This window comes from Bacteroides sp. OM05-10AA, from assembly GCF_003439055.1.
In the GTDB taxonomy this organism is placed as follows: domain Bacteria; phylum Bacteroidota; class Bacteroidia; order Bacteroidales; family Bacteroidaceae; genus Bacteroides; species Bacteroides intestinigallinarum.
On sequence record NZ_QSUR01000039.1, the window covers coordinates 1 to 26,004 of the forward strand.

General features: G+C 41.0%; 25 protein-coding genes and 1 tRNA gene. 11 read left to right on the forward strand and 15 right to left on the reverse strand.

What is annotated here, in order from left to right:
* Positions 1-93 precede the first annotated feature (93 nt).
* Both DXB58_RS22805 and DXB58_RS22810 read right to left on the reverse strand, forming a co-directional pair.
* Positions 94-990: a LysR family transcriptional regulator gene (locus tag DXB58_RS22805; RefSeq protein WP_122138367.1), complete on the reverse strand. Its 897-nt coding sequence runs from the start codon at positions 988-990 to the stop codon at positions 94-96.
* A 70-nt stretch (positions 991-1,060) separates the two neighbouring features.
* Positions 1,061-1,648, reverse strand: a complete 588-nt coding sequence (locus DXB58_RS22810) for a DUF6621 family protein (RefSeq protein WP_122138368.1) — start codon at positions 1,646-1,648, stop codon at positions 1,061-1,063.
* Between the two features lie 286 nt (positions 1,649-1,934).
* On the opposite strand from DXB58_RS22810, the gene clpB reads away from it, so the two are divergent.
* Positions 1,935-4,523 carry an ATP-dependent chaperone ClpB gene (gene clpB, locus DXB58_RS22815; RefSeq protein ID WP_122138369.1) on the forward strand — a complete coding sequence of 863 codons (2,589 nt, stop codon included), beginning with the start codon at positions 1,935-1,937 and terminating at the stop codon, positions 4,521-4,523.
* 56 nt (positions 4,524-4,579) lie between these two features.
* Here clpB and DXB58_RS22820 read toward each other — a convergent pair whose 3' ends face one another.
* The 6 genes from DXB58_RS22820 to nusB all read right to left on the reverse strand — a co-directional run bounded on the left by DXB58_RS22820 (position 4,580) and on the right by nusB (position 8,626).
* Complete coding sequence (locus DXB58_RS22820; protein ID WP_004309790.1) at positions 4,580-4,828, reverse strand: hypothetical protein; 249 nt, start codon at positions 4,826-4,828, stop codon at positions 4,580-4,582.
* A 418-nt stretch (positions 4,829-5,246) separates the two neighbouring features.
* The gene (locus DXB58_RS22825; protein WP_117931902.1) at positions 5,247-5,675 is read right to left on the reverse strand and encodes a DUF5606 domain-containing protein; all 429 of its coding nucleotides are present in this window, start codon (positions 5,673-5,675) and stop codon (positions 5,247-5,249) included.
* A 20-nt stretch (positions 5,676-5,695) separates the two neighbouring features.
* On the reverse strand, positions 5,696-6,313 hold the full coding sequence (coaE, locus tag DXB58_RS22830; protein WP_122138370.1) for a dephospho-CoA kinase: 618 nt from the start codon (positions 6,311-6,313) through the stop codon (positions 5,696-5,698).
* Positions 6,303-7,316 carry a CdaR family protein gene (locus tag DXB58_RS22835; protein ID WP_004309789.1) on the reverse strand — a complete coding sequence of 338 codons (1,014 nt, stop codon included), beginning with the start codon at positions 7,314-7,316 and terminating at the stop codon, positions 6,303-6,305. Before DXB58_RS22835 ends, coaE begins: the two co-directional genes overlap by 11 nt.
* A 20-nt stretch (positions 7,317-7,336) precedes the next feature.
* On the reverse strand, positions 7,337-7,660 hold the full coding sequence (gene yajC, locus DXB58_RS22840; RefSeq protein WP_004302063.1) for a preprotein translocase subunit YajC: 324 nt from the start codon (positions 7,658-7,660) through the stop codon (positions 7,337-7,339).
* 39 nt (positions 7,661-7,699) lie between these two features.
* Positions 7,700-8,626 carry a transcription antitermination factor NusB gene (nusB, locus tag DXB58_RS22845; protein WP_009000694.1) on the reverse strand — a complete coding sequence of 309 codons (927 nt, stop codon included), beginning with the start codon at positions 8,624-8,626 and terminating at the stop codon, positions 7,700-7,702.
* 168 nt (positions 8,627-8,794) lie between these two features.
* Here nusB and DXB58_RS22850 point away from each other — a divergent pair, with 168 nt between their 5' ends.
* The 4 genes from DXB58_RS22850 to DXB58_RS22865 all read left to right on the forward strand — a co-directional run bounded on the left by DXB58_RS22850 (position 8,795) and on the right by DXB58_RS22865 (position 11,145).
* The gene (locus tag DXB58_RS22850; protein ID WP_122138371.1) at positions 8,795-9,196 is read left to right on the forward strand and encodes a PUR family DNA/RNA-binding protein; all 402 of its coding nucleotides are present in this window, start codon (positions 8,795-8,797) and stop codon (positions 9,194-9,196) included.
* Positions 9,197-9,333: 137 nt separating this feature from the next.
* Complete coding sequence (locus DXB58_RS22855; RefSeq protein WP_009000692.1) at positions 9,334-9,924, forward strand: 50S ribosomal protein L25/general stress protein Ctc; 591 nt, start codon at positions 9,334-9,336, stop codon at positions 9,922-9,924.
* A 136-nt stretch (positions 9,925-10,060) separates the two neighbouring features.
* Entirely contained in the window at positions 10,061-10,627 is a 567-nt protein-coding gene (pth, locus tag DXB58_RS22860; RefSeq protein ID WP_199488012.1) for an aminoacyl-tRNA hydrolase, read from the forward strand.
* A 101-nt stretch (positions 10,628-10,728) separates the two neighbouring features.
* Positions 10,729-11,145 carry an RNA-binding S4 domain-containing protein gene (locus DXB58_RS22865; protein WP_004302058.1) on the forward strand — a complete coding sequence of 139 codons (417 nt, stop codon included), beginning with the start codon at positions 10,729-10,731 and terminating at the stop codon, positions 11,143-11,145.
* Positions 11,146-11,279: 134 nt separating this feature from the next.
* On the opposite strand, the gene DXB58_RS22870 is transcribed toward DXB58_RS22865, so the two are convergent.
* From DXB58_RS22870 to DXB58_RS22895, 6 genes are all read right to left on the reverse strand, one after another.
* Positions 11,280-11,705: an HIT family protein gene (locus DXB58_RS22870; protein WP_004302057.1), complete on the reverse strand. Its 426-nt coding sequence runs from the start codon at positions 11,703-11,705 to the stop codon at positions 11,280-11,282.
* A gap of 49 nt (positions 11,706-11,754) precedes the next feature.
* Positions 11,755-14,028 carry a cation:proton antiporter gene (locus DXB58_RS22875; protein WP_008644441.1) on the reverse strand — a complete coding sequence of 758 codons (2,274 nt, stop codon included), beginning with the start codon at positions 14,026-14,028 and terminating at the stop codon, positions 11,755-11,757.
* Positions 14,029-14,179: 151 nt separating this feature from the next.
* On the reverse strand, positions 14,180-15,265 hold the full coding sequence (gcvT, locus tag DXB58_RS22880) for a glycine cleavage system aminomethyltransferase GcvT (RefSeq protein ID WP_004302054.1): 1,086 nt from the start codon (positions 15,263-15,265) through the stop codon (positions 14,180-14,182).
* A 68-nt stretch (positions 15,266-15,333) separates the two neighbouring features.
* A complete protein-coding gene (gene pepT, locus DXB58_RS22885) occupies positions 15,334-16,557 on the reverse strand; it encodes a peptidase T (RefSeq protein WP_117931896.1) in 1,224 nt (407 codons plus the stop codon).
* Between the two features lie 153 nt (positions 16,558-16,710).
* Positions 16,711-18,120: an amidophosphoribosyltransferase gene (locus DXB58_RS22890; RefSeq protein ID WP_122138372.1), complete on the reverse strand. Its 1,410-nt coding sequence runs from the start codon at positions 18,118-18,120 to the stop codon at positions 16,711-16,713.
* Positions 18,121-18,284: 164 nt separating this feature from the next.
* Positions 18,285-20,444, reverse strand: a complete 2,160-nt coding sequence (locus DXB58_RS22895; RefSeq protein WP_122138373.1) for a glycoside hydrolase family 97 protein — start codon at positions 20,442-20,444, stop codon at positions 18,285-18,287.
* A gap of 268 nt (positions 20,445-20,712) precedes the next feature.
* On the opposite strand from DXB58_RS22895, the gene DXB58_RS22900 reads away from it, so the two are divergent.
* The 5 genes from DXB58_RS22900 (at position 20,713) to eno (ending at position 24,884) form a co-directional block, all read left to right on the forward strand.
* Entirely contained in the window at positions 20,713-21,546 is an 834-nt protein-coding gene (locus DXB58_RS22900) for a peptidoglycan DD-metalloendopeptidase family protein (RefSeq protein WP_122138374.1), read from the forward strand.
* A gap of 10 nt (positions 21,547-21,556) precedes the next feature.
* The gene (locus tag DXB58_RS22905) at positions 21,557-22,333 is read left to right on the forward strand and encodes a hypothetical protein (RefSeq protein WP_122138375.1); all 777 of its coding nucleotides are present in this window, start codon (positions 21,557-21,559) and stop codon (positions 22,331-22,333) included.
* A gap of 20 nt (positions 22,334-22,353) precedes the next feature.
* Entirely contained in the window at positions 22,354-22,731 is a 378-nt protein-coding gene (crcB, locus tag DXB58_RS22910) for a fluoride efflux transporter CrcB (protein ID WP_004309778.1), read from the forward strand.
* A 30-nt stretch (positions 22,732-22,761) separates the two neighbouring features.
* On the forward strand, positions 22,762-23,424 hold the full coding sequence (locus DXB58_RS22915; RefSeq protein ID WP_009000687.1) for a pentapeptide repeat-containing protein: 663 nt from the start codon (positions 22,762-22,764) through the stop codon (positions 23,422-23,424).
* Positions 23,425-23,603: 179 nt separating this feature from the next.
* Positions 23,604-24,884 carry a phosphopyruvate hydratase gene (gene eno, locus DXB58_RS22920; RefSeq protein ID WP_122138376.1) on the forward strand — a complete coding sequence of 427 codons (1,281 nt, stop codon included), beginning with the start codon at positions 23,604-23,606 and terminating at the stop codon, positions 24,882-24,884.
* A gap of 159 nt (positions 24,885-25,043) precedes the next feature.
* On the opposite strand, the gene DXB58_RS22925 is transcribed toward eno, so the two are convergent.
* Positions 25,044-25,117, reverse strand: a tRNA-Thr gene (locus DXB58_RS22925).
* 308 nt (positions 25,118-25,425) lie between these two features.
* On the opposite strand from DXB58_RS22925, the gene DXB58_RS22935 reads away from it, so the two are divergent.
* Positions 25,426-25,983: a DUF4199 domain-containing protein gene (locus tag DXB58_RS22935; RefSeq protein ID WP_015532571.1), complete on the forward strand. Its 558-nt coding sequence runs from the start codon at positions 25,426-25,428 to the stop codon at positions 25,981-25,983.
* Positions 25,984-26,004 lie beyond the last annotated feature (21 nt).

Here is a 26,004-nt window from a genome sequence, read left to right on the forward strand (position 1 = left end):
ACCGGTGAAATAAAAAAGAGATTACCACCAAATTTGACGAAGAACCATTTTTCTATTCTGAGGGAAATGATTAAACAAGAGAAAAAGACAAGCTTACAGGCTCTTACTATGATGTCCGGCGAAACGCATAAATACCTGTGACAATCCTCCCTCCTGCCCTTGCAGCTGTACAAAGTTAAATTCGCGCAGCATTGGCATTCCTTTTATTTCGACTACACGGAGATTGCCAGCTACAAGCTCTTTATGCACCGAACGGATAGAAACAATTCCCATACAGTCCGTATGTTCCAAAAAAAGCTTGATACTCTCTGTACTACCGAGATACATCAATACATTTAAAGAAAAAAGTTTGAGATTATGTTGCAATAAGGCGCGTTCAAACACATCTAATGTACCGGAGCCCCTCTCCCGCAAAACCAAAGGAATATTCAGCAAATCTTCCGGAGTAATCTCATCCGTGACAGCTAATTTACTCTGTGTATGCACCACGGCAACCAGTTCGTCTTGCAAAAATGGAGTATATTTCAGATTAGGTAAGCGGAAGATCCCTTCGACCAATCCCAAATCAATCCGATGCTCTTGCAAGGCAGCTTCCACTCCCCGGGAATTTCCATTAATCAAAGAAAGATTGATTTGCGGAAACTTGGCTATAAAGTTCGCTAACAGAGGAGGAAGTACATATTGCGCAATCGTAGTACTGGCCCCCAATTTCAGTTCGCCGATATATTCATTATGCAACAGATGCATCTCATATTCTAATTGTTTATAATCGTCCAAGATTTTCTCGCTATGTTTCAACAGCAATTCTCCGGCCTTAGTCAGTGAAATTTTGCTCCCTTGACGGTCGAACAAACGAGCTTGATAGTAAGTCTCCAGCTCCTGAATATGTTTGGTGATAGCAGGTTGACTGACAAACAATTCTTGCGAAGCCTTCGTAAAGCTTAGATTCTTCGCTACGCTCTGAAATACTTTTAAACGAAAATCGGACACGGCAATTATGATTAACAGTTAAGAAATCAATGACGAATAATGAATTACAGAAAGAATAAAAGCACAATAGTTATTGCAATTCTTCCCCTTTTATCCCCAACGCCTGCATGACAGGGAAAGCCAGCATATCCCATTTATAATCCACCGGAAGTTCGGGCTCATTCATACGGAATTGAATGACCTCTTTGCCTTTCACTTCATGCAAAGCATCAGTCACTTTCTTTCCATACTCCTCATTGAAAGAAATAACGATCATCCTTTTCACGTCTGCCGAATCGGAAACGATAGAGAGTAAATCCAAAAACAAATCTTCTCTTGACACCATTCCTTCCGATGGAACGCTGGCGAAAGAATATTCACCATAAGGGCTCTGAAACGCAACTCCATTCAATTCTTCCTGCAAATCGGAAGGTTGGCAATATTGCAATCGACTGGATTCTTTATCATACACAAAAAGAAATTGCACCTCGTTCTTCCCTTCTGTAATCCCTGCATCCAAGGTTATATAGGTGGTCAACATCGAAAGGTCTATCTCTTGTAAAGAACGATGCAAAGTTTCTTCAAAATATCCTTTTATATCCGTTATTACAAAATTCAAAAAAGCAGCGTCAATCAACACCACTGTTTCAGCAAGTTTTATTTGGGGCTTATCACTCATATACCATCTATATTATTACAGCGGATAAAGATACTACAATACTTTTATTTATCCACTTTTCAATATTTATTTTCTTTCTTCACAGGCTAAGATTACACAAACAAGCGTATCAGGTAACAAATGATATTTTATAGTAAATTCGTCAGTTACTCCCAGATAAAAAAGGTCATTTTGTCCTTTAACTCCTTAATACTCATGCTATTTTGTCATATTTTTATACTTGGCAAATCTTTTGCGCCCTCTTAGGTGTTATTAAAAACGTGAAATAAGAAAGGAGAACAAAGATATGAACTTTAACAATTTTACCATCAAATCTCAAGAAGCGGTACAGGAGGCCGTGAACCTGGTACAAAGCCGGGGACAACAAGCCATTGAACCTGCCCACATCATGCAGGGAGTAATGAAGGTAGGTGAAAATGTCACTAACTTCATCTTCCAGAAACTTGGCATGAACGGACAGCAGGTAGCTCTCGTTGTCGACAAACAGATCGACTCACTACCAAAAGTATCCGGCGGAGAACCGTATCTGAGTCGTGAATCTAACGAAGTATTGCAGAAAGCAACACAGTATTCTAAAGAAATGGGCGATGAGTTTGTTTCATTAGAGCATATCATATTGGCATTGCTGACTGTGAAAAGTACCGTCTCCACTATCTTGAAAGATGCCGGTATGACGGAAAAAGAATTACGCAATGCCATCAGCGAGTTGAGGAAAGGAGAAAAAGTAACGTCACAATCTAGTGAAGATACTTATCAATCATTGGAAAAGTACGCTATCAACCTGAACGAAGCTGCCCGTAGCGGAAAACTGGATCCTGTAATCGGACGTGATGAAGAAATCCGCCGGGTACTCCAGATATTGAGCCGCCGTACAAAGAATAATCCAATTCTAATCGGTGAACCGGGAACTGGTAAGACAGCAATCGTAGAAGGCTTGGCACATCGTATCCTTCGCGGAGATGTACCTGAAAACCTGAAAAACAAACAGGTCTATTCATTGGATATGGGAGCACTGGTTGCCGGTGCAAAGTATAAAGGTGAGTTTGAAGAACGACTGAAATCAGTTGTCAATGAAGTGAAGAAATCAGAAGGTGATATAATTCTGTTCATTGATGAGATTCATACACTGGTAGGAGCCGGAAAGGGTGAAGGCGCCATGGATGCTGCAAACATTCTAAAACCTGCCTTAGCTCGTGGAGAATTACGTTCCATCGGAGCAACAACCCTCGACGAATATCAAAAGTACTTCGAAAAGGACAAAGCTTTGGAGCGTCGTTTCCAAATCGTACAAGTGGATGAACCGGACAACTTGAGTACCATTTCTATCCTTCGTGGACTGAAAGAGCGTTACGAGAACCATCACCATGTGCGTATCAAAGATGATGCCATCATTGCAGCCGTCGAATTGAGTAGCCGTTATATTACCGATCGTTTCCTGCCGGATAAAGCCATTGACCTGATGGATGAAGCTGCAGCCAAACTGCGTATGGAGGTAGATTCTGTTCCTGAAGAACTGGATGAAATCTCCCGCAAAATCAAGCAGTTGGAAATCGAACGGGAAGCTATTAAACGTGAAAACGATAAACCGAAACTGGAAATCATCGGTAAGGAGCTTGCCGAACTGAAAGAACAGGAAAAGTCCTTTAAAGCCAAATGGCAGAGTGAAAAAACGCTGATGGACAAAATCCAGCAGAATAAGGTTGAGATAGAGAATCTTAAATTTGAAGCAGAAAAAGCTGAACGTGAAGGTGACTATGGTAAAGTAGCCGAAATCCGTTACGGTAAACTGCAGGCTTTGGACAAAGAGATAGAAAATACTCAAAAGCAGCTACGTGATATGCAAGGCGATAAAGCCATGATTAAGGAAGAGGTAGATGCTGAGGACATTGCCGATGTTGTTTCCCGTTGGACAGGTATTCCTGTCAGCAAGATGCTGCAAAGTGAAAAGGATAAACTATTGCACTTGGAAGAGGAACTTCATCAACGTGTAATCGGTCAGGATGAAGCGATTGAAGCCGTGGCAGATGCCGTGCGCCGTAGTCGTGCCGGATTACAGGATCCGAAACGTCCGATTGGCTCGTTCATTTTCCTCGGAACCACTGGTGTAGGTAAGACCGAACTGGCGAAGGCATTGGCAGAATTCCTGTTCGATGACGAAACGATGATGACTCGTATCGACATGAGCGAGTATCAGGAAAAGCACAGTGTTTCCCGTTTAGTCGGAGCGCCTCCGGGATACGTAGGATATGATGAAGGCGGTCAGCTGACAGAAGCTATACGTCGGAAACCTTACTCTGTTGTCCTGTTTGACGAGATAGAAAAAGCTCATCCGGATGTTTTCAATATCCTGTTACAGGTATTGGATGACGGACGACTGACTGACAATAAAGGAAGGGTGGTCAACTTCAAAAATACAATCATCATCATGACTTCGAATATGGGTAGTTCTTATATACAAAGTCAGATGGAGAAGTTGCACGATTCCAATAAAGAAGAAGTGATTGAAGAAACGAAGAAGGAAGTCATGAATATGTTGAAAAAGACGATTCGCCCGGAATTCCTGAACCGTATTGATGAAACGATCATGTTCTTACCATTGAATGAAAAGGAAATCAAGCAGATTGTACTCTTACAAATCAAGGGAGTTCAGAAAATGCTTGCCGAAAACGGAGTGGAACTGAAACTGACGGAAGGAGCATTGGACTTCTTATCTCAAGTGGGATATGATCCTGAATTTGGAGCTCGTCCGGTAAAGAGGGCTATTCAACGTTATCTGTTGAACGATCTATCCAAAAAGTTACTTTCCCAGGAAGTCGACCGTAGCAAAGCAATTACCGTTGACGCTGGTGGAGACGGATTGGTATTCAGAAATTAAGAGTTTCCATTTAAATAGAATGCCGGTATGCTTCTTATTAAGCATACCGGCATTATTTATATCCCTGAATATGTAAATCTCCGGACTTCCGGTTGGCAGTTCGGATGGCTCATTACCAAAACATAGGTACCCTGTTGAGGGATTTCCATAGTCAATGAAGGCAAAGCAAATTTATGTTTGCCTTTTAATTCTCCCTGTGAATCGTAAAGAAATACCATTGTACCTGCCAACAAACCTGTCAGGCATAATGTCCCTTTTTCATTGTCCAAACGGACGTTTACTTCTTTATTTGTTATTGTCTCCATACCCTACATCAAATATCCCCCTTGACGCTTTAGACATCTACCAGCTAAATCATGCAAAACAACTAATGTTCAATACCACATATTTACATACATGGCAGAACACGAGCGTTTAAACATCATTCTCAAGTAGTTCAATATTGTCCAGGTCTCAAGTCTTGAATAATATCTTTATAACGCTTTTGTTCTCTATTGTTATTCACCGTTCACTACTGCTATTCCCAAGAATAGTGAACAGCGGCAAAGATACATAAAAAAGCATCATTATTTACAATATAAGTAGAAGATATTTATTTTAGTAAAAGATTACCCAAATAATACTAATTTTTTTCTGAACATACAAGTGTTTATACGAAAAAACATGATAACCATTTTAAATGATTATCATGTTCTCTATTTTTGATTAAATAAACGGTGCAGATTATTCTGCAACTGCTTCTTCCTTAACTTCGCCTTCCGGTTTGAACTCTGTGATCCCATTAGAAATCAAGATGTTATACCAAGCTACCAATTTCTTGATATCGGCTACATATACGCGTTCACGATCAAAGTTAGGTAATACTTCAGCCAAGTATTGACGCAATTGTTCAGGAGTAGCTTTTTTCGGGTCGATAGAAGCCTGCGCTGATTTTTCTTTCTCTTTTATAGCTTCCAGCACATCATACAAAGGAACTTCTGCATCGTCTGTGTACATTGCTATATCGGCCAAAGAAATAATTTTTTCATTACCGTAAGCGGGGAAACGTTTCTTCTCAGCATTGACTGATTCAACAATCAACATATTTTTTCCTTGCGAAATAAGTTTGTATAATCCCGGTTTACCTGAGATAGACAAGATAGTCTTCAACATAGTATATATCCTTTTATTTATTAATTATTTTTTGCGGAGCAAAGGTAATGATTATTTTTAGATAGCAAAGAAATAAGCTCCAAAACCTGCGGAATTAACGGTGTTTCATCATCATTGACTATCACGAAATCAGCATGACTTCTCTTAATTTCATCACTCATTTGTGCTTCAATACGCTTCATCACCAGTTCTCTCGATGAACAATCTCGCTTTATGGCGCGGTCCACTCTCACTTCCAGCGGCGCATACACCATAACCAGAAAGTCAACTTCACTCCTGAAACCAGCTTCCACAAGTATGGCAGACTCCATACCTACCAATTGTTCACCCCCAAACCGGGCAACCCACCGACGAAAATCTTCTTTCACCTGTGGATGAATAATTTCATTCACTTTCTGCACACGATTCGGATGACCGAACATATAGGATGCCAGCAAAGAACGATTCAACACACCATTTTGAAACACATCCTGACCGACCAGCGCACAAAGTTCCTGACAAATCACCGGATCTGTCTGCGTGATACGCTTTGCTTCTATATCTGAAATATAAACAGGAATTCCCATTATTCCAAATAACCTGGAAACCACACTTTTCCCGCTACCAATACCACCGGTTATACCAATCTTAATCGACATTAGAAGTAATTTGTTCTATCAAGAAGTCTACTTGCTCAGGAACAATACGAATTTGATTGATTCCGCTCGGAAACGACTTCAATTTAACCGTATATTTATCAGAACCGAGCTTCAACAACTCTTCGTAAGAAATATTGATGATAAAATCGCTTGCTTTTATGCTGCGGAACCGCTTCAACCCCACCTGGAAAGTAATCTGAACTTTGGAAGGGAAGGTACGTAATGCCTTATCGGCCGGGAAATTAACTCCGTGCAATGGCACCTCTACTGTTTTCTCCGTATAAATATCTACCGGAAAGGTCATTTCTACCGAAGCCGGAACAAACTTCACTCCTCTTTCAGAATTCAGCGGAATTCGTCGCCGGGTTGTATCTGAAATATTCTCCAGGTTTATCTTTTGAGTATATGCGGTGGTAATAGTATCCAGAATTCCTTCCGGAGCATAAACTAATACAGAGTCCGGATTACAAATCGTATCTGATACATAATATTGAAGTCCGGCTGTCACTTTTCCCTGAAAGCGGACAGGTACCAACTTAGACTTTCCTTCAGAATAGATATACTCTAATGTATCCGGCTTGATTGAAAGAATTTTGGAGGACACATTCAATTGGCTCAATATCTTTTTCTCAAAATCAGATGCGTAAATCTTCACATGATTATCTTTTCCTTTATAATCAAGAAAACCTAGATTTACCGGGAAAAAACTTTTCCCCAGCATATAATTGAGAAGCACCGTACCTTTATCTTTCACTCTGACGCGAAGTTCGGAAGGCGGTTCCGAAGTCAACACTACATTATTGGGAACATCTTTCATTCGTACCGGAATGGAAAACTCCGCTTCATAGTCACTATTCAAAGTCTGAAGCAGCCAAAATCCACCGGCTATCAAGAAGAAAAATAAAAAAATTAAGAACTCTCTGCTCTTATCACTGAGCAGAAAATCCTTAATTTTCTTTGATAGTTTTAAATATGTATATTCTATTTTCCTACGATCAAACATAGGCACTTATTTATCAACTATTATTTAGATTGATTGCTAGCAGCTGAAGCATCAGCGAAAATAGAATTCTTGTCTATTTTAATCTTTACATTAGAAGCAATCTCAAGTACTATGTAATCGTCAGTAATTTCCTTGATTGTTCCGTGGATACCACCTGCAGTAATCACATTCTGATTTACCTGAAGAGATTTACGGAAATTTGCTATTTCTTTTTGCTTCTTATTCTGAGGACGGATCATAAAGAAATACATGATAACAAACATAGCTATCAGCATGATCCACATCATACTTCCACCTCCGGCAGCACCGGCAGGAGCTTGCAATAATACAGTCAATACGTTCATAAATAATCTGTTTTAGTTTCTACTATATGGACAAAGGTATCAGTTTTTAGTCAACTTACCTTCTTTTTTTAATTGATTAACTATTCCATCCAGCGTACCGTTGATAAAGCTACCGCTTTTAGCTGTGCTATACAACTTCGCTATCTCTACATATTCATTTAACGAAACACTGACCGGAATGTTCGGGAAACTAAGAATTTCTGCTAATGCAGTCTGCATAATGATAACGTCCATAAATGCAATACGGTCCAGATCCCAGTTTTTTGTATTCTCACTAACCAAATGACGGTAATAGTCGGAATTCAAAATAGTACGACGGAACAGACGACGTGCAAACTCTTGATCTTCGTCATCCTTAAATTCCGGAAGCAGTTCCTGGTTGGCACCCTTCTTTTCATCAAAACGTTTGATCGTTTTCAGGACGAATGTATCTACAATTTCTTTGTCATCATTCCAATACAGACTCTGATCTTCCAATACCTGATCGAGAGAATCATTATTAAAGATGTATGTTTTATAGAGTTTTCTCCATAATTCACGATCGGCCTCGTATGAGTGGTCGTCAGAAGCCATATAATCTTTATAGATATCGGTTTCTACAATTTTCTCATAAAGTTCCTTGATGAAGTCCTGGTCGTTTGCCCAGGTTCTTTTTTGATTGGCTATAAACTCTACCAATTGCTTATTGACTTCCAATTGAGCAATAAATTTGTTATCCACGAATTTCTTGTTGGGGTACAACTCTTCTTTCGTAGGTGCCAATTTAGCTTTTGCCGCATCAATACGTTTTTGTGCATACTCTGTCAATGCTATCATCAGCATTAGCAAATAATTATAAAGGTCATACGCCTTTGAAAGACTAAAGAATAACTCTTTCTCCGCTGAGTCTAGATTTTTGCTGCCATTTTGATAATAGGCATATACTATCTGTATAATCTTAAGACGAATAAGAACTCTGTTGATCATAATTCAAATTAATACTGTTGTTATCGAACTGCAAAAGTAGATATTTTTAATGAGTTTCCACTAATAAATCACATTTTTTAATGCAGTATTTGATTCTCTGCGCTTTTTCTTTTGACAGTTTAAAAAAAATATCCAATTTTGAGGCCGATTATAAACGGACCGAAAGATATGGAAGATTTAAAAAAGAAAATGAGCGCAGACATGAATGATAAGGAGATTGTATTCTCCAAGTCCATTAAAGCAGGTAAACGCATCTATTACCTTGACGTAAAGAAGAATCGTAAAGATGAAATGTTCCTGGCTATTACAGAGAGTAAGAAAGTGATAACGGGAGAAGGTGACGATTCTCAGGTTAGTTTCGAAAAACACAAAATCTTCCTATATAGGGAGGACTTTCAGAAGTTTATGGCAGGACTCGAAGAAGCAGTCAACTTCATTGAGTGCAATGATGCGAACGAATACATCGCCCGCCTGAACACCGAAGCAGATGAAGAAAATGAACAGAAAGCAATCGAAGAAGCCCGGGCAAACAAGTTAGAGAGCGAAATTAAGATCGATATTGACTTTTAAGAAAGTAACTCTTTGATATTTCAAAAAAAAGACGTACTTTTGCACCGCTTTTTTGCAACATCGTGTGATAATCCACATCGTGTGATGGTGAATTAAGCAAACTAACTTAATTTAGAGTAACACAAATTTTTAAAGAAATGAAATCAATTGAAGTAAAAGGAACTGCAAGAACAATTGCAGAACGCTCTTCTGAACAAGCTAGAGCTTTGAAAGAAATTCGTAAAGACGGTGGTGTACCTTGTGTACTTTACGGAGGTAATGAAGTAGTTCACTTCACAGTGACTAACGAAGGACTTCGTAACTTGGTTTATACTCCGCACATTTACGTTGTAGACCTGGTTATCGACGGCAAAAAAGTAAACGCTATCCTGAAAGATATTCAGTTCCACCCGGTAAAAGATACTATCCTGCACGTTGACTTCTATCAGATTGACGAAGCTAAACCTATCGTAATGGAAGTACCTGTACAGTTGGAAGGTCTTGCAGAAGGTGTGAAAGCCGGTGGTAAACTTGCACTGCAGATGCGTAAGATCAAAGTGAAAGCTTTGTACAATGTAATTCCTGAGAAACTGATCGTTAACGTTTCTCACCTGGGATTGGGTAAGACTGTTAAAGTTGGCGAATTGAGCTTCGAAGGTCTTGAACTGATTAGTGCTAAAGAAGCCGTTGTATGTGCTGTTAAGTTGACTCGTGCAGCAAGAGGTGCAGCAGCAGCCGCTGGCAAGTAATTGAGATTATCCCTGTAAAGAGATATACTTCAAACGCAGATTAATGCAGATTAAAGCAGATGTTCAGTCTGCATTAATTTGTATTAATCTGCGTTTCTCTTTCTATATTAATGAACTGTTTTACGGAAAAACGATGATAAAATATTTAGTTGTCGGACTGGGAAACATTGGTCCCGAGTATCATGAAACCCGACATAATATCGGATTCATGACAGTAGAAGCATTGGCCAGAATTAACAATGCTCCTCCTTTTATGGATGGACGCTATGGATTCGCCACCAGCTTTTCCATCAAAGGACGTCAGTTGATCCTGCTCAAGCCATCGACTTTTATGAACCTGAGTGGATTGGCCGTTCGCTATTGGATGCAGAAAGAAAATATTCCATTGGAAAATGTACTGATCATAGTAGACGATCTGGCTCTTCCTTTCGGAACGTTACGTCTAAAAGGAAAAGGAAGTGATGCAGGCCATAACGGATTAAAGCATATTGCCGCCACTCTGGGCACTCTAAACTATGCCCGTCTGCGTTTTGGAATCGGGAGTGATTTTCCACGTGGTGGACAAATCGATTACGTACTCGGTCACTTCACTGATGAAGACTGGAAGACAATGGATGAAAGACTGGAGATGGCAGGGGAAATTATCAAAAGTTTCTGTCTTGCCGGTATCGACATCACAATGAACCAGTTCAACAAGAAATGATGAACCTGTTCTATAAAAAATAAAGATAGCAATGAACGGTTAGCGATCAATGATAACGTCCACTAACCGACTAATTACTTATCACTAAATAACTAACTAAAATGGCTGAAGCAAGAATAGATAAATGGATGTGGGCTGTCCGCATCTTCAAGACACGTACGATTGCAGCAGAAGCCTGCAAAAAAGGACGTATTACCATCAACGGTTCGCTGGTCAAAGCTGCCCGTATGATAAAACCGGGTGATGTTATTCAAGTGAAGAAACCACCTATCACATACTCATTCAAAGTATTACAACCGATTGAGAAACGCGTAGGAGCCAAACTGGTATCGGAAATGATGGAAAATGTAACGACTCCCGATCAATATGAATTACTTGAAATGAGCAAAATCAGCGGATTCGTAGACCGGGCACGTGGAACCGGACGTCCGACCAAGAAAGATCGCCGGGAACTGGAAGAATTTACAACTCCAGAGTTTATGGATGATTTTGACTTTGATTTCGATTTTGAAGAATAGGATAAATAGAAAAACGATGAATCGTAAACAATGAACGGTGAACAGACTGCGTTATATCCACAGGCTTGCTCACCGTTCATTGTTTACGATTTGTATAGCTTACCACTTATAGAGTTGCAGTTCGCCCTTTCTTTTTACAGATTTGCTTTAACAGCATCAATCAGTTCCTGATATTCTGCGTCAGTCAGATAAACCTTTCCCGGGTTCATTTGGAATATACCTCCATAATCAGGTCCATCCACATATTTAGGTGCTAAATGAAAATGCAAATGAGACAATTTATCCGAGTAAGCACCATAATTAATCTTTTCCGGCTGGAAAGCTTTTTGCATGGCACGAGTGACACGCGCTACATCTGCCATAAAAGCATTACGGTCTTCATCACTCAATTCATTCAAATCGTTCACATGGTCTTTATAAGAAACAAGACAACGTCCACGGTAGGTTTGTTCCTTAAACAAAAACACACGTGACACACTCAATTGCGCAATCTCAATCATCAGATTATGCAGCGTTTCATTGTTCTGGCAATACAGACATTCTTTCGGATCACTCTTCATGATATTATTATTTTAAGTTTTTATCGTTGCAAAAATAAGTATTCCATTCTTATCCGGCTTGTACTTTTTCGTTTTTTTGATCGACTAATTGGTACACATCCTCTTTTTCGCCTACCACCCAAACAACATCGCCTTCTTCGAGTGGAGCATTTACATCAGGAACCATCAGTGTACCGTCTTCACTTTCAACACCGGCTATCATACAATGATATTTGTCGCGGATGCCCGATTCACGAATCGTTTTACCCAGAAAAACAGAATCACTGTCAATGATAAACTGCTTCAAAGCCATCTCGCTCTTTTCATAGACCTCCCAGTCTATCTTCGCTCCGTTTTGCATCGCCTCATTAAACACACTTAATTGTTCATCTGTACCTATCACCTGTATCTTATCCATCGGAAACAGGCGGACAGAACCACCGGGGATATTAATCCTCCTCTTTCCACGAAGAATAGAAGCAACATGAACTCCAAACTTCTTCCCCAGATTCAGCTCCATCAATGTCTTTCCCGCCCAACTGGATTCACCCGGAATTTCCATATCGGCAAGATGCAAATCATGCGATAACAAACGACCGGCATACTCCGGCTTTTTCTCTCCCAGATACTCTGCACGTACATCTCTGGAACGGAGATTCTGAAAGAAACGACGTTCAATCAATATCGATTGCTTCTTCAAACGGCGAGACCATACCATCAACAATACAACAAGTACAGCCACTCCAATAATCAATCCGATAGACGCCTTAAATAATCCGGAAATAACAAAGATAACAAAAAGTGCCGCTATCATAATACGAATCACGATTGTCGATACCAGCGGTGCGCGGTTGGCACGGCTGTCATGCCATAAGGTCATAAACTCAACCGAATGATTTTTCTTCACCATAATGGCACGCAAGAAAGGAGCAATACACAGAATGATAAATACCGCTCCCAACAATGATGCCCAGAAATGAGGCAGATTCTCTTTAAAGAATGGCACGACAAAACGAAAAGAAAGTGCAATAATCGACATACTGACAATTGAATAAACAACTGTTATACGTACCATTGACAAGATTAGCTTCTTCCACAAATTCTCGTGATTCAGAGCTGTTTGCGAACCGGAAGAATAACGCATCATTATTTTTTTCCATGATTCCGGAAGATGAGCATCCACAAAAGTAGAAGCCGGCTCGGCAAAACGAATCATATAAGGAGTCAGGAAAGTAGTAATCACAGAAACCGCTACCACTATCGGATACAGAAAGTCACTCGTTACATGCAAAGAGACTCCCAAAGAAGCAATAATAAACGCAAATTCGCCGATCTGCGTTAAACTAAAGCCGCATTGCATAGCCGTCTTTAAAGGCTTTCCGGAGAGAATAACACCGAATGTACCAAAAACGGCCTGTCCCAAGATAACAGCCAAAGTAATAACTATAATAGGTACGGCATATTCTACAATCATTGCAGGATCCACCATCATACCGACCGATACGAAAAAGATAGCTCCAAAAAGATCCTTTACCGGTTTCACCAGCCGGTCTATGGATTCCGCCTCGATTGTTTCCGCCAGAATAGATCCCATTATAAATGCACCAAATGCAGCAGAGAATCCTGTATGTGCCGCCATCACTACCATACCGAAACAAAGCGCCAACGACACAATAAGCAGAGTCTCCTCTCCCATCAATTTCCGGCAGCGCTTTAAGAATTCAGGAATCAGATAGATACCGACAACAAACCACAGAATAAGAAAAAACAATAATTTCCCGATACTCTCCAACATTTCGGTACCTTCAAAATGTTGACTTACCGCCATGGTGGAAAGCATCACCATTAATACAATGGCCAAAATATCTTCCAAAATCAAGATACTCAACACAAGTCCGGTGAACTGCTTCTTCCTTAATCCTAAATCATCAAAAGCTTTATAAATAATAGTAGTAGACGACATCGCAATCATACCGCCCAAGAACAGACTGTCCATCCTGTGCCAGCCGAAACCCATGCCGACTCCTATTCCTAACAAAATCATACAAAAGATGATGGTACAGGCAGCAATGATGGCAGAACCACCCACCTTGACAATCTTCTTAAAACTAAATTCCAAACCAAGAGCAAACAGCAAGAAAATAACACCAATATCCGCCCAAGTCTTAATATTGGCAGTATCCATCACTGAAGGAGTATACGGCATATGCGGACTTGCCAGAAATCCGGCAACTACATATCCCAAGACCAGAGGTTGTTTCAACTTCTTAAACAACAAAGTCATAACACCGGCACAAATCAATATAAGTGCGAGGTCAGCTATAAGAGTAGGTAATTGAGACATTATTTTATCGTATTTGATGACAAAATTATATTATTTCTATGGGATAAACAACATATTTACGGATATGTTTTGCAATAACCATCATAAAATAAGTTAGCCCCGGATAGAGTCGTAACTTATCCGGGGCTATACACAATAACAAGCTTATTTTTTACTTTCTAAAAGGTGGTTTCACTACTACAGCTTTCAATTTCCGACCACGCATATCGATACAGATTTCCGTACCCACCTTACTATATTCCGGTTTCACATATCCCATACCGATACCAATCTTACGGGTAGGCGACATCGTACCGGAGGTCACCACTCCCACTTTCTCGCCTTCATCATTCACCAGTTCATAGCCATGACGGGGAATTCCGCGATCAACCATTTCAAAGCCAACCAGTTTACGGGTAACACCTTCCGCTTTCTGTTTTTCCAGCATCGGACGGTTGACAAAATCCTTGCCCTCCACAAACTTAGTGATCCATCCCAATCCGGCTTCTATCGGAGAAGTCGTATCATCCAGATCATTGCCATACAGACAGAAGCCCATTTCCAACCGGAGCGTATCACGGGCACCCAAACCAATAGGTTTAATGCCATACTCTTCACCAGCCTCAAAAATAGCCTTCCATATAGAATCAGCAGCAGACGGATAGAAATAAAGCTCAAAACCTCCCGCACCGGTATAACCCGTATTGGAGATAATCACATTCTCTTCACTTGCAAACGTTCCAACCTTAAATGTATAATAAGGAATAGTAGCAAGATCAATATCCGTCAACTTTTGCAGAACCGAAATAGCCTTCGGACCCTGTATAGCAAGTTGAGCTATGTTATCCGACGAATTTTCCAACTCGGCTCCCTCCGTATTGTGAGAAACACACCAGTTCCAGTCTTTTTCCATATTGGAAGCATTCACCACCAACATGTATTTTTCCGGTTCATACTGATAAACCAGCAAATCATCTACAATACCCCCATCCTCATTCGGAAAACAAGTATATTGTATTTTACCCGGAGCCAGTGCCGCCACATTGTTGGATGTTATTTTCTGCAGAAAGGCCAACGCTTGCGGTCCTTTCACCCAAAATTCTCCCATGTGCGATACATCAAATACACCGACACCTTGACAAACAGTTATGTGTTCATCAATGATACCGGAGTATTCAATAGGCATATTATAACCTGCAAACTCGTGCATTTTAGCACCAAGTGCTATATGTTTCTCTGTAAACGGAGTGGTTTTCATTATTTTAAAGTATTAAGTTTTAAGTATTAAGTATCAGGTATTAAGTATTACCGGAGCTTACCGTCTTTTTATTTGGAAGCCACCAGTTCTGCTATTTTTACGATCACTTTCATTGCTTTCTCCATATTCTGGATAGGCACAAATTCGTAACGACCGTGAAAATTCAGACCACCGGCAAAGATATTCGGACAAGGCAATCCCTTAAAAGAAAGCTGCGCACCATCCGTACCTCCACGAATCGGTTTTACATTCGGTTTCACACCCACAGCTTCCATCGCAGCAAAAGCGGTATCGATGATATGCATTACCGGTTCTATCTTCTCACGCATATTATAATACTGGTCGCGCAGTTCGAGAGTTGCAGTACCTGCTCCATGTTCAGCATTCATTTGAGCAACCAGGCGTTCCATCTCTTTTTTACGATTCTCAAATTTCGCACGGTCATGATCGCGGATGATATAAGATACAGTGCTTTGCTCCACATCCCCCTGAATACCGATTAAATGATAAAATCCTTCGTAACCGGTCGTGTGCTCCGGTCTTTCTTGCGAGGGAAGCAATGTGATAAATTGATTGGCAAGATAGATTGAGTTAATCATCTTATTCTTGGCATATCCCGGATGCACATTACGCCCTTTAAAGGTAATTTTAGCAGCGGCAGCATTGAAGTTCTCAAATTCCAACTCCCCTACTTCACCTCCATCCATCGTATATCCCCATTCGCAACCGAATTTCTCTACATCAAATTTATGAGCACCTTCACCAATTTCTTCGTCCGGATTGAAGCCGATACGGATTTTTCCGTGCTTGATTTCCGGATGTTCCTTCAGATACACCATTGCAGATACAATTTCCGCAATCCCGGCTTTATCGTCAGCACCAAGCAACGTCTTTCCATTGGTCACAATCAAGTCTTCTCCCTTATGATCCAGCAATTCCGGAAATTGTGACGGAGAAAGGACTACATTCTCTTCAGCACAAAGCACAATATCCGAACCGTCATACTTTTCCACAATGCGCGGAGTGACATCTTTACCCGTCATATCAGGACTTGTATCCATGTGGGCAATAAACCCGATAGTGGGTACTTCTTTATTTATATTGGCAGGAAGTGTAGCAAAAAGATAGCCATGCTCATCCAAAGTAATATCTTCCAATCCCAAAGATTCCAACTCTTTTTTCAAGTATTCAGCAAAAACCATCTGCTTCGGAGTACTTGGAGTAAGCCCTGTCGATTCATCAGATTGTGTATCGAAGCTTACATACTTTAAAAATCTGTCTACTAAAGTCATATTGTTTTAATTACAAGTTACTAATTACAATTTACAAATTGATAGTTTATAGTGCCGTAAAGGTAAAAAAAGAGCCGTGAATTACAAAGCAATTCACGGCTCTTTTTTATTGTATACTTTTATCCGGATACTTAAATATCCTATTTGACTACTTTAAAAATGGCTGCTACCATCAAAGCAATGTGTACAAACCTTGCATTTAGGTAATCCGATAGCCTCAATCAGCGTTTCCAGCGTATTAAACTTCAATGAACTGAGACCGAAACGCTCGGCAATAATGCTAACCATCTTATCGTATTCCGGAGAACCGGTAGTAGCATATTTCTCCAGGTTCTTATTCTCATCCCCTTCCAGTTCCTTGATAATACGACGGGTAATCAACTCCAATGCATTTTTAGAAGCCGAAAAACCAACAAACGGACAAGCATAAATCAATGGCGGACAAGCGATACGCATGTGCACCTCCTTTGCTCCGTAATCATACAGAATCTTCACATTGTCACGCAATTGAGTTCCCCGCACGATTGAATCGTCACAGAACAACAAACGTTTATTTTGCAGCATGGCACGGTTTGGAATCAACTTCATCTTAGCAACAAGCGAACGCATCTCCTGATTGCTCGGAGTAAAGCTACGAGGCCATGTCGGTGTATATTTTGAAATAGCACGATGGTAAGGAACTCCCTTTCCTTCGGCATATCCTAAAGCCATACCCACTCCCGAATCAGGAATACCGCAAGCACAATCCACTTCCGATTCATCCGTCTGTCCCATTTTCAATCCGCTAGTGAAACGCACTTCCTCTACATTCTTTCCTTCATAACAAGAAGTCGGGAAACCGTAGTATACCCACAAAAACGAGCAGATCTGCATATCCTCATTGGGCTTGCGAAGCTGGTCAACATGATCGTCATACATACGAACAATCTCACCGGGACCTAAATATTTCTCAATCTCATAATCCAGATTCGGGAAACTGGACGACTCACTCGTTGCAGCATAAGCACCGTCTCTCTTTCCAATCACCACCGGAGTACGTCCCCACCAGTCACGTGCCGCGATGATACTTCCGTCTTCCGTCAAAAGCAACATCGAACAAGAACCCTTAATGTGCTTAAACACATTTTCGATACCTTCCACAAAAGTTCTGCCTTGTATAATAAGTAATGCGATAAGTTCCGTCTGGTTGGTGTTGCTCGAACTAAGTTCGGCGAAGTGCATGTTTTGACTGAGAAGTTCTTCTTCCAATTCCTGGATATTGACTATTTTAGCGACTGTGACAATGGCGAAGCGCCCGAGGTGAGAATTGATGATGATAGGTTGTGCGTCTGTGTCGCTAATGATGCCGATGCCGGCGTTTCCTTTGAATTTGTCCAGTTCTCCTTCAAACTTGGTTCGGAAATAAGTACTTTCCAAATTGTGAATGGAGCGTATAAAACCTTTTTCCTCACTATATGTTGCGAGTCCTCCTCGCTTGGTACCCAGATGTGAGTTATAATCTGTGCCGTAGAATAAATCAGTCACGCAGCTAGTTTTCGAGACTGTTCCGAAAAAACCTCCCATGTTGTTCTCTTTATTGATGATGTTTTAAAAAAGATGGCGCAAAAGTACAAAAAAGAATCCGTCCTATAAAAAAAGCGCTCCGCAAAGTTTTAGTTTTCTTTGCGAAGCACAACTAATATTTATTAAAAAGCAGGGAATCCGTAAACAATCTTTTTACCAGAATCTTATTTCCATTTCTTGATCGTTTTCAAGTCAGCGGGAGTTGCTTCAATCAGACTTACTGCAAATCCTCCGCTGCGTGCCAGCTTCACAGACATCTTATTCTTGTTTGTTACCAGTCCTTTTTTTATCTGGTAAGAAGTAGGATTCTTTTCAAAATCCGCCTCCTTTCCGTCAGCATAAAGAGTGGCTACATATTGTTTTCCCGGTTCGAGAAAATCAAGTGTAAAAGCAGAAGTACGGGGATTCTCATCGGTGATACCACCTACAAACCAGTTATCAGTACCTTTTGCCTTACGTGCTACGGTAATATAATCTCCCGGTTCCGCTTCCAGATACTTACTGTCATCCCAATCAACGGCTACATCCTTGATAAATTGAAATGCATCCATGTGACGTTCGTAACTCTCCGGAAGGTCGGCTGCCATTTGCAAAGGACTGTACATCGTTACATAAAGTGCCAACTGTTTTGCCAAAGTTGTACGTACAAAACTGTGGTCGCCTGACAAGAAAGAAAGTTTTGTATCAAAGATACCCGGTGTATAATCCATCGGTCCACCAATCTGACGAGTGAAAGGAAGCAAGGTGGTATGGAACGGCTTATTCCCTGCAAAGGCTTCATATTCCGTGCCACGAGCCGATTCATTACCGATCAGATTCGGATATGTGCGACATAATCCTGTCGGACGGGTTGCTTCGTGAGCATTTACACAGATCTTATATTCGGCCGCTTTTTCTACCGCATATAAATAATGATTGTTCATCCACTGTCCGTAATGATGTTCTCCACGCGGAATAATATTACCTACATACCCGCTCTTCACAGCATTGTATCCGTTATCTATCATAAACTGATAGGCTTTATCAAGATGACGCTCGTAGTTACGTACAGAAGCGGAAGTCTCGTGATGCATCATCAGCTTCACTCCTTTTTCCTTTGCATACGCATTGAGCATCTTCACGTCAAAATCAGGATACGGAGTTACGAAATCAAAGACATAATCCTTCGAATTTCCGAACCAGTCTTCCCAGCCTTCATTCCAGCCTTCCACTAAGATCTGGTCGAACCCATGTTCCGAAGCAAAGTCAATGTAACGCTTCACTTTGTCATTATTGGCCGCATGACGCCCGCTCGGTTTTGTTTTGGAATAATCCGTCTGTCCCAGTTTCACAGAATAAACATCATCCGTGTACGACCAGGAACTTTTTCCGGTAATCATTTCCCACCACACACCGATGTATTTCACCGGCTTAATCCAGGAAACATCTTCATAGGCACAAGGTTCATTCAAGTTCAAAGTCAATTTGGAAGCCAGAATATCACGAGCATCATCACTGACAATCACCGTGCGCCAGGGTGAACGGCAAGGCGTTTGCATATAACCTTTATCTCCTTTCGCATCAGGAGTCAGCCAAGATTCAAAAATCAGATTCTGATCGTCAAGGTTCAGATGCATACAAGAATAATCAACCAAAGCCGCTTCATGCAGATTGATATACAATCCGTCGGCTGTCTTCATTTGCAAAGATGTCTGCACACCTGTTGGTGAAAAAGGAGTTTGAGAAGCATTTGGAGTAATTGCCCCCTGCAACAATCCGCGAATCTCTGAAAGCTTGGATTCGGTATAGTCATATTCTTGCGTATCATAATCGCCTGGAATCCAGAATGCCTTATGGTCGCCGGCCATAGCAAACTGCGAATGTTCTTCTTTTATAACGAAGTAATTCAGATTCTTTTGCTGCGGGAACTCATAACGGAACCCCAAGCCATCATTATAAAGACGAAAACAAATAATCAGATTACGATCTTGCGCCTTTTGATTCAGGGTAACAGCCATTTCATTATAATGGTTGCGGATTGATTTCACCTCTCCCCACACCGGTTCCCATGTTTCATCAAAAGCAGAAGTTTTAATATCGGCCAGAGTGAATCCATTCATCAGTCCGGGATCATTTTTCAATTCCAGTCCCAGTTTCGAAGGTTTAATCACCTCTTTTCCTTTATAAGAGAGTTCATACACCGGTTCTCCTTGCGTGTTGACAGAGAAATTAAGTTTTAATTGTCCGTCAGGAGAAGTGATACTTTCGGCCTTTGCTGATGTGCCGAAGAAAAAAGAGAGCAACAGGCAGACCCATATTGCAGTTCCTATTTTCATGTTCTTCATGATATAAATGAGTTAGTTAATAATCGTATGGCAAAGATAGACAGGAAACAATAGAGGTGTTTTTCTTTATAAAGAAAATATAGACGAATATAGAAGTTGAAACGGGATAAACATTTAAATATAAAGCAGATAACAAATACAAAAGCTAGAAAAAATATAGTGTCTATGGTGAAGAATTTAAAAGGATTAAAGACACATATTACATAATCTTTCTATATTTGCAACGTATTATCCCAACTATATCAATAAACATTTTACTATTTAGAATATGGCACAGCACCTTAAATTGATCGCTCTATTGATTTTCACATTGTCCGCCAGCTACACTTCCGCGCAGTCTTTACGTAAACTGCTGGAACGTCCATACGGTATCATCGAGTCAAAATGGGAAAAAAATGCCCAAGGAGCTACCGAACTCAATTACTACAATGAAGACTATTGCGACTATTATCTGTATCGTGCCAACGACCGTTCCTACAATTTAAGTAACGGAAAAAACACTATATTTAAAATAGAAAAGAACGCACAGGTAGACAATCCGTTTAAAAGTGCCTCTTCTTATACGTTCTACCGGGGCAAGTTTCCTAAAGATTTCAATATTCAGACTCCTTATGCTTTACCCGTAAAAAACAATCAAAAGACAGCCTGGAAAACCGATCCGCGTGAACCATTCAAGACCTTGAATTTTCACATCAAGCAAGGTGATACAATCTACGCCACCCGCAGCGGAATAGCCTGTAAAACCACCAACCCGCAACAGCTGCTCATCTATCATCCCGATCAAACTTTTGCAGCCTATCTGGTGATGAACGAGAATTTTATCGAACCGGGCGAAGAAGTACAAGTTGGACAAGCCATAGGAAAGGCAGACCCCACAGGTGCTGCCATCTCCTTCTTTTTTCTGGATGAAAATAAGTTCAAAGGAGGATTATCATCCGGATACCCTTACTCCCACTTTATTCCTGTATTCCGCACAACTGAAGGAGATGTGAAACCGGAAGAGAAAACCATCTATCAGGCTGTGACCGACCATGACCTTATCATGCAGGACATGAGTAAACGTGATAAAAAGAAATATATGAAGCTACACAACCTGAAATAATAGATGTATCATGCGCATATTTTTACTTTTCTTCCCGGTCTTCTTTTTCTGCGGTTTGCTTCATGCCCAAACCGTAAAAGTGGAATATGGCGGTGACCCGCTTCCCGACAAAGACCGGAAGAAGATAGAACAGTTTCTTCAACATGAGGTTGATTTCTATTCACAATTCGGACTGCCCGATACGCTTAGCCTTCAACTATATGTTTTTGAAAATAGAAGAGAAGCAATCGATTACTTAGAAAGTATCAATGTGTCTCTACCTATCAAGGCAAGCGGTGCATACTCACCTAAGCTACAAAAGGCAGTCATCTTAGGACGGGAGAATGGACGTGAGAGAAGTCTTGCCATCATCTATCACGAACTGAGTCATCATTTCGTTTCGCAGATTCTCGGCAAGCGTCCTCCAAGCTGGCTTAACGAAGGACTGTCGGAGTACTTCGAACATTGCACCATTCACAAAAAAGGAATCCGCCACACATTTACCGAATACGAACAAGGGAGAGTCCGGACGATGTATATGCTGGGAGAAGTAAACCTTCCTACATTTTTAAATAGCAGCCAGGGCAAATTTATGAAACAGCAAATGACGGACGAACAATACTCTTATATCCTTTCGCATGCGCTTGTCACCTTCTGGATAGAGAGCGTTCCCCGCGAGATATTCAAAAAGTTCATATCCGTTCTGCAAAACAAAAATGATCCGTCAACCGTTTCAGAACAAATCAACCTTGTTTATCCCGGAGGCTTCCAACAATTCGAAAAGGATTTTGAAGCCGTCTACAAATAATATCAATCTTTCAATCAAAAATGAGTAAAGAAGTTATCTATATCTTTATCGGTGGAGGAACCGGTAGTGCACTGCGTTATTTCATCCAGTTATTAATGCACGAACGAATCGTCCCTTATCATTTTCCATGGGCCACTTTCACGGTCAATCTTCTCGGCAGTTTTCTCATCGGTCTGTTCTATGCCCTTTCAGAGCGATTCCACCTTCCGTTCGAGGTCCGTTTGTTTCTGACAACGGGTTTATGTGGAGGTTTCACAACGTTCTCTACTTTCTCCAGTGACGGCGTAGGTCTGCTGAAAGGAGAATTTTACGGAGCATTTGTTCTATATACATTATTAAGTATAGGAATAGGATTAGCCGCAACGTTAGCCGGCGGATATGTGGGAAAACAGATTTAATAATTCGAATATAAATCCTACCTTTACGGCATGATTAAAAGAAACCCAACCAAACCCGTCCGCGTTGTTCCTCCCATGATGGAAGAGCAGGAAGTCAGTACTACTACCCTACAGGAATGGCTCGACAGAGAAGAAACAGTCTCTCATCTTTTATTCTGCAAAGGAAAAGAAGAAGGCATCGACAAATCTTATAAAAGTTTCAAAAACTGCACCTTTCAGCATCAGACATTCAGCGAATGTAAATTCCGTTCCTCCCAACTGACCGATGTCAGGTTTGAGAACTGCGACTTATCCAACATTTCTTTCGCTGAAAGTTCGCTCTACCGGGTAGAATTCATTTCCTGCAAACTATTGGGTACCAATTTATCGGAAACAACAATGAATCACGTCTTGCTGCATGACTGCAACGCAGGTTATATCAATCTGGCTATGAGTAAAATGAACCAGGTACGTTTTGCACACAGCCAGCTCCGCAACGGAAGTCTGAACGACTGCCGTTTTTCATCCGTCGCATTTGAGAGTTGCGATCTCGTAGAAGCCGATTTTTCACACGCTCCGCTTCGCGGAATAGATTTGCGCACTTCCCGTATCAGCGGAATCACGCTTAACATCAGCGATCTGAAAGGGGCTGTCATCACTTCCCTGCAAGCAATGGATTTGCTTCCACTGTTAGGGGTTATTATCGAAGATTAAAATCCTGCAAATTCACCCCGCCGCACTCAAACAAAAAGCATCGTCCCGTTGTTATAGTATAAGGTCGGACTAACGACATATAGGGAATAGACATAAAAAGAATACCTATTTATAGTGATTTCTCACTCCCCGTCAAGTCCGTACTTTTGCAGAAATCTTATTCAAAAACAATAGAAACGATGAAAATTGAAAAAATTGTAGCTCGAGAAATTCTCGATTCAAGAGGTAACCCCACAGTAGAAGTTGACGTAGTATTGGAATCCGGCATTATGGGACGTGCATCTGTGCCATCAGGTGCTTCCACAGGTGAACACGAAGCATTGGAACTTCGCGATGGTGACAAACAGCGCTATGGTGGAAAAGGAGTACAAAAAGCGGTTGATAATGTAAATAAAATCATCGCTCCGAAGCTGATTGGTATGTCTTCACTCAATCAGAGAGGTATCGACTACGCAATGCTGGCATTGGACGGCACTAAGACTAAATCGAATTTAGGTGCTAACGCTATTCTCGGCGTATCTCTTGCCGTAGCTAAAGCTGCTGCCAACTATCTGGACCTTCCTCTATACCGCTATATCGGTGGAACAAATACGTATGTAATGCCTGTACCGATGATGAACATCATCAACGGTGGTTCACATAGCGATGCTCCGATCGCATTCCAGGAATTTATGATCCGCCCCGTAGGTGCTCCTTCTTTCAGAGAAGGTCTGCGCATGGGTGCTGAAGTATTCCACGCTTTAAAGAAAGTCTTGAAAGACCGTGGCCTTAGCACTGCTGTAGGTGATGAAGGTGGTTTCGCACCTAACCTCGAAGGTACGGAAGATGCTTTGAATTCTATTCTGGCCGCTATCAAAGCAGCAGGATACGAACCGGGCAAAGACGTTATGATCGGTATGGACTGTGCTTCTTCCGAATTCTACCACGATGGTATTTACGATTATACCAAGTTTGAAGGTAAAAAAGGTAAGAAACGTACTTCCGCAGAACAAGTTGACTACCTGGAAGAACTAATCAACAAATTCCCTATCGACTCTATCGAAGACGGTATGAACGAAAACGATTGGGAAGGCTGGAAAAAGCTGACCGAACGCATCGGCAACCGTTGCCAGCTGGTAGGTGACGACTTGTTCGTAACCAACGTAGATTTCCTTGCAATGGGTATCGAAAAAGGCTGTGCCAACTCTATCCTGATTAAAGTAAACCAAATCGGTTCGCTGACAGAAACACTGAACGCTATCGAAATGGCTCACCGCCATGGATACACTACTGTTACTTCTCACCGTTCGGGTGAAACAGAAGATGCTACTATCGCCGATATCGCAGTAGCTACTAACAGCGGACAGATCAAGACAGGTTCTTTAAGCCGCTCAGACCGTATGGCTAAATACAATCAGTTACTCCGCATTGAAGAGGAATTGGGCGATTTGGCTGTGTATGGATACAAAAGAATCAAGTAAAAACTGAATCCCTATAAAACTAAAGGAGGTGTGTCAAGAACTTTTTTTGACGCACCTCTTTTACATTGTTTACCCTCTTAATAAAAGGTATAAAAAGAAAAAAGCATCCAGACTAATACCTGAATGCTTTTTTCTTGGATTTGTTATATATCCTTTTTGAGCCTCTTGTCGGATTCGAACCAACGACCCCGAGATTACAAATCACGTGCTCTGGCCAACTGAGCTAAAGAGGCGGGTGGGTAAGCTATCTATATCGCGCCGCTACAACCAACTACCTTTGCTGCGATCAAGCCCTGGAGGATTCGAAGGGAGCTGGCCGTATAGGACTTACCCGTTTTGCGGTTGCAAAGGTAGACATTTTTATGTATTCTGCAATAGCTGCAGACAACTTTTTTACTAACAAAAGACTAACAGGCTACATTTCAGGCAATTAAAATTGCAAAAAAATATTCAGACAGCAACTTCCTCTGCTTTATTAACTTTAACAACCAGATTTCCCCTACCAACCGATATTATTTGTACCTTTGTGCGCAATTTATAAATGAAGATGACAGAGAACAGAAGCTATTTACAAAAATATGCCATGCATTTTGGCACGTATATGGGAATCTACTGGATATTGAAGTTCATATTATTTCCGCTGGGATTCCACATACCTTTCCTTTCGCTTTTATTTGTAATCCTGACATTATCCGTACCTTTCATCGGATATCACTATGCGAAAATGTACCGGGATAAGATTTGCGGGGGAAGTATCCAATTTTCGCATGCCATGCTCTTTACCATATTTATGTATATGTTTGCTTCTCTACTGGTAGCTGTGGCCCACTACGCCTATTTCCAATTCATCGATCATGGATTTATCATCAACTCTTACATCCAGTTGTGGGACGAACTGATGACCAACACCCCGGCTCTGATAGAAAACAAAGAAGTTATAAAAGAAACGATAGATACCGCCCGTTCACTTACTTCCATCAATATCACCATGCAACTATTGTCATGGGATGTATTTTGGGGAAGCATCCTGGCCATTCCCACCGCATTGATGGTAATGAAAAAGGCCAAACCGGAAAATGACGGAGTGTCTCAATCGTAATTTGTAATTCGTAAGTAATTA

Bases quoted from the DNA above. Each gene is read 5' to 3' on its own strand.
- coaE (WP_122138370.1), bottom strand. From the start codon at position 6,313: ATGTCGATTAAGATTGGTATAACCGGTGGTATTGGTAGCGGGAAAAGT.
- DXB58_RS22900 (WP_122138374.1), top strand. From the start codon at position 20,713: ATGGCACAGCACCTTAAATTGATCGCTCTATTGATTTTCACATTGTCC.
- DXB58_RS22870 (WP_004302057.1), bottom strand. From the start codon at position 11,705: ATGAAGAGTGATCCGAAAGAATGTCTGTATTGCCAGAACAATGAAACG.
- crcB (WP_004309778.1), top strand. From the start codon at position 22,354: ATGAGTAAAGAAGTTATCTATATCTTTATCGGTGGAGGAACCGGTAGT.
- DXB58_RS22825 (WP_117931902.1), bottom strand. From the start codon at position 5,675: ATGTTGAAGACTATCTTGTCTATCTCAGGTAAACCGGGATTATACAAA.
- DXB58_RS22850 (WP_122138371.1), top strand. From the start codon at position 8,795: ATGGAAGATTTAAAAAAGAAAATGAGCGCAGACATGAATGATAAGGAG.
- nusB (WP_009000694.1), bottom strand. From the start codon at position 8,626: ATGATCAACAGAGTTCTTATTCGTCTTAAGATTATACAGATAGTATAT.
- DXB58_RS22875 (WP_008644441.1), bottom strand. From the start codon at position 14,028: ATGTCTCAATTACCTACTCTTATAGCTGACCTCGCACTTATATTGATT.
- DXB58_RS22915 (WP_009000687.1), top strand. From the start codon at position 22,762: ATGATTAAAAGAAACCCAACCAAACCCGTCCGCGTTGTTCCTCCCATG.
- DXB58_RS22895 (WP_122138373.1), bottom strand. From the start codon at position 20,444: ATGAAGAACATGAAAATAGGAACTGCAATATGGGTCTGCCTGTTGCTC.
- DXB58_RS22865 (WP_004302058.1), top strand. From the start codon at position 10,729: ATGGCTGAAGCAAGAATAGATAAATGGATGTGGGCTGTCCGCATCTTC.
- clpB (WP_122138369.1), top strand. From the start codon at position 1,935: ATGAACTTTAACAATTTTACCATCAAATCTCAAGAAGCGGTACAGGAG.
- DXB58_RS22820 (WP_004309790.1), bottom strand. From the start codon at position 4,828: ATGGAGACAATAACAAATAAAGAAGTAAACGTCCGTTTGGACAATGAA.
- DXB58_RS22905 (WP_122138375.1), top strand. From the start codon at position 21,557: ATGCGCATATTTTTACTTTTCTTCCCGGTCTTCTTTTTCTGCGGTTTG.
- pepT (WP_117931896.1), bottom strand. From the start codon at position 16,557: ATGACTTTAGTAGACAGATTTTTAAAGTATGTAAGCTTCGATACACAA.
- DXB58_RS22855 (WP_009000692.1), top strand. From the start codon at position 9,334: ATGAAATCAATTGAAGTAAAAGGAACTGCAAGAACAATTGCAGAACGC.
- eno (WP_122138376.1), top strand. From the start codon at position 23,604: ATGAAAATTGAAAAAATTGTAGCTCGAGAAATTCTCGATTCAAGAGGT.
- DXB58_RS22810 (WP_122138368.1), bottom strand. From the start codon at position 1,648: ATGAGTGATAAGCCCCAAATAAAACTTGCTGAAACAGTGGTGTTGATT.
- DXB58_RS22835 (WP_004309789.1), bottom strand. From the start codon at position 7,316: ATGTTTGATCGTAGGAAAATAGAATATACATATTTAAAACTATCAAAG.
- yajC (WP_004302063.1), bottom strand. From the start codon at position 7,660: ATGAACGTATTGACTGTATTATTGCAAGCTCCTGCCGGTGCTGCCGGA.
- DXB58_RS22890 (WP_122138372.1), bottom strand. From the start codon at position 18,120: ATGGGAGGTTTTTTCGGAACAGTCTCGAAAACTAGCTGCGTGACTGAT.
- gcvT (WP_004302054.1), bottom strand. From the start codon at position 15,265: ATGAAAACCACTCCGTTTACAGAGAAACATATAGCACTTGGTGCTAAA.
- DXB58_RS22935 (WP_015532571.1), top strand. From the start codon at position 25,426: ATGAAGATGACAGAGAACAGAAGCTATTTACAAAAATATGCCATGCAT.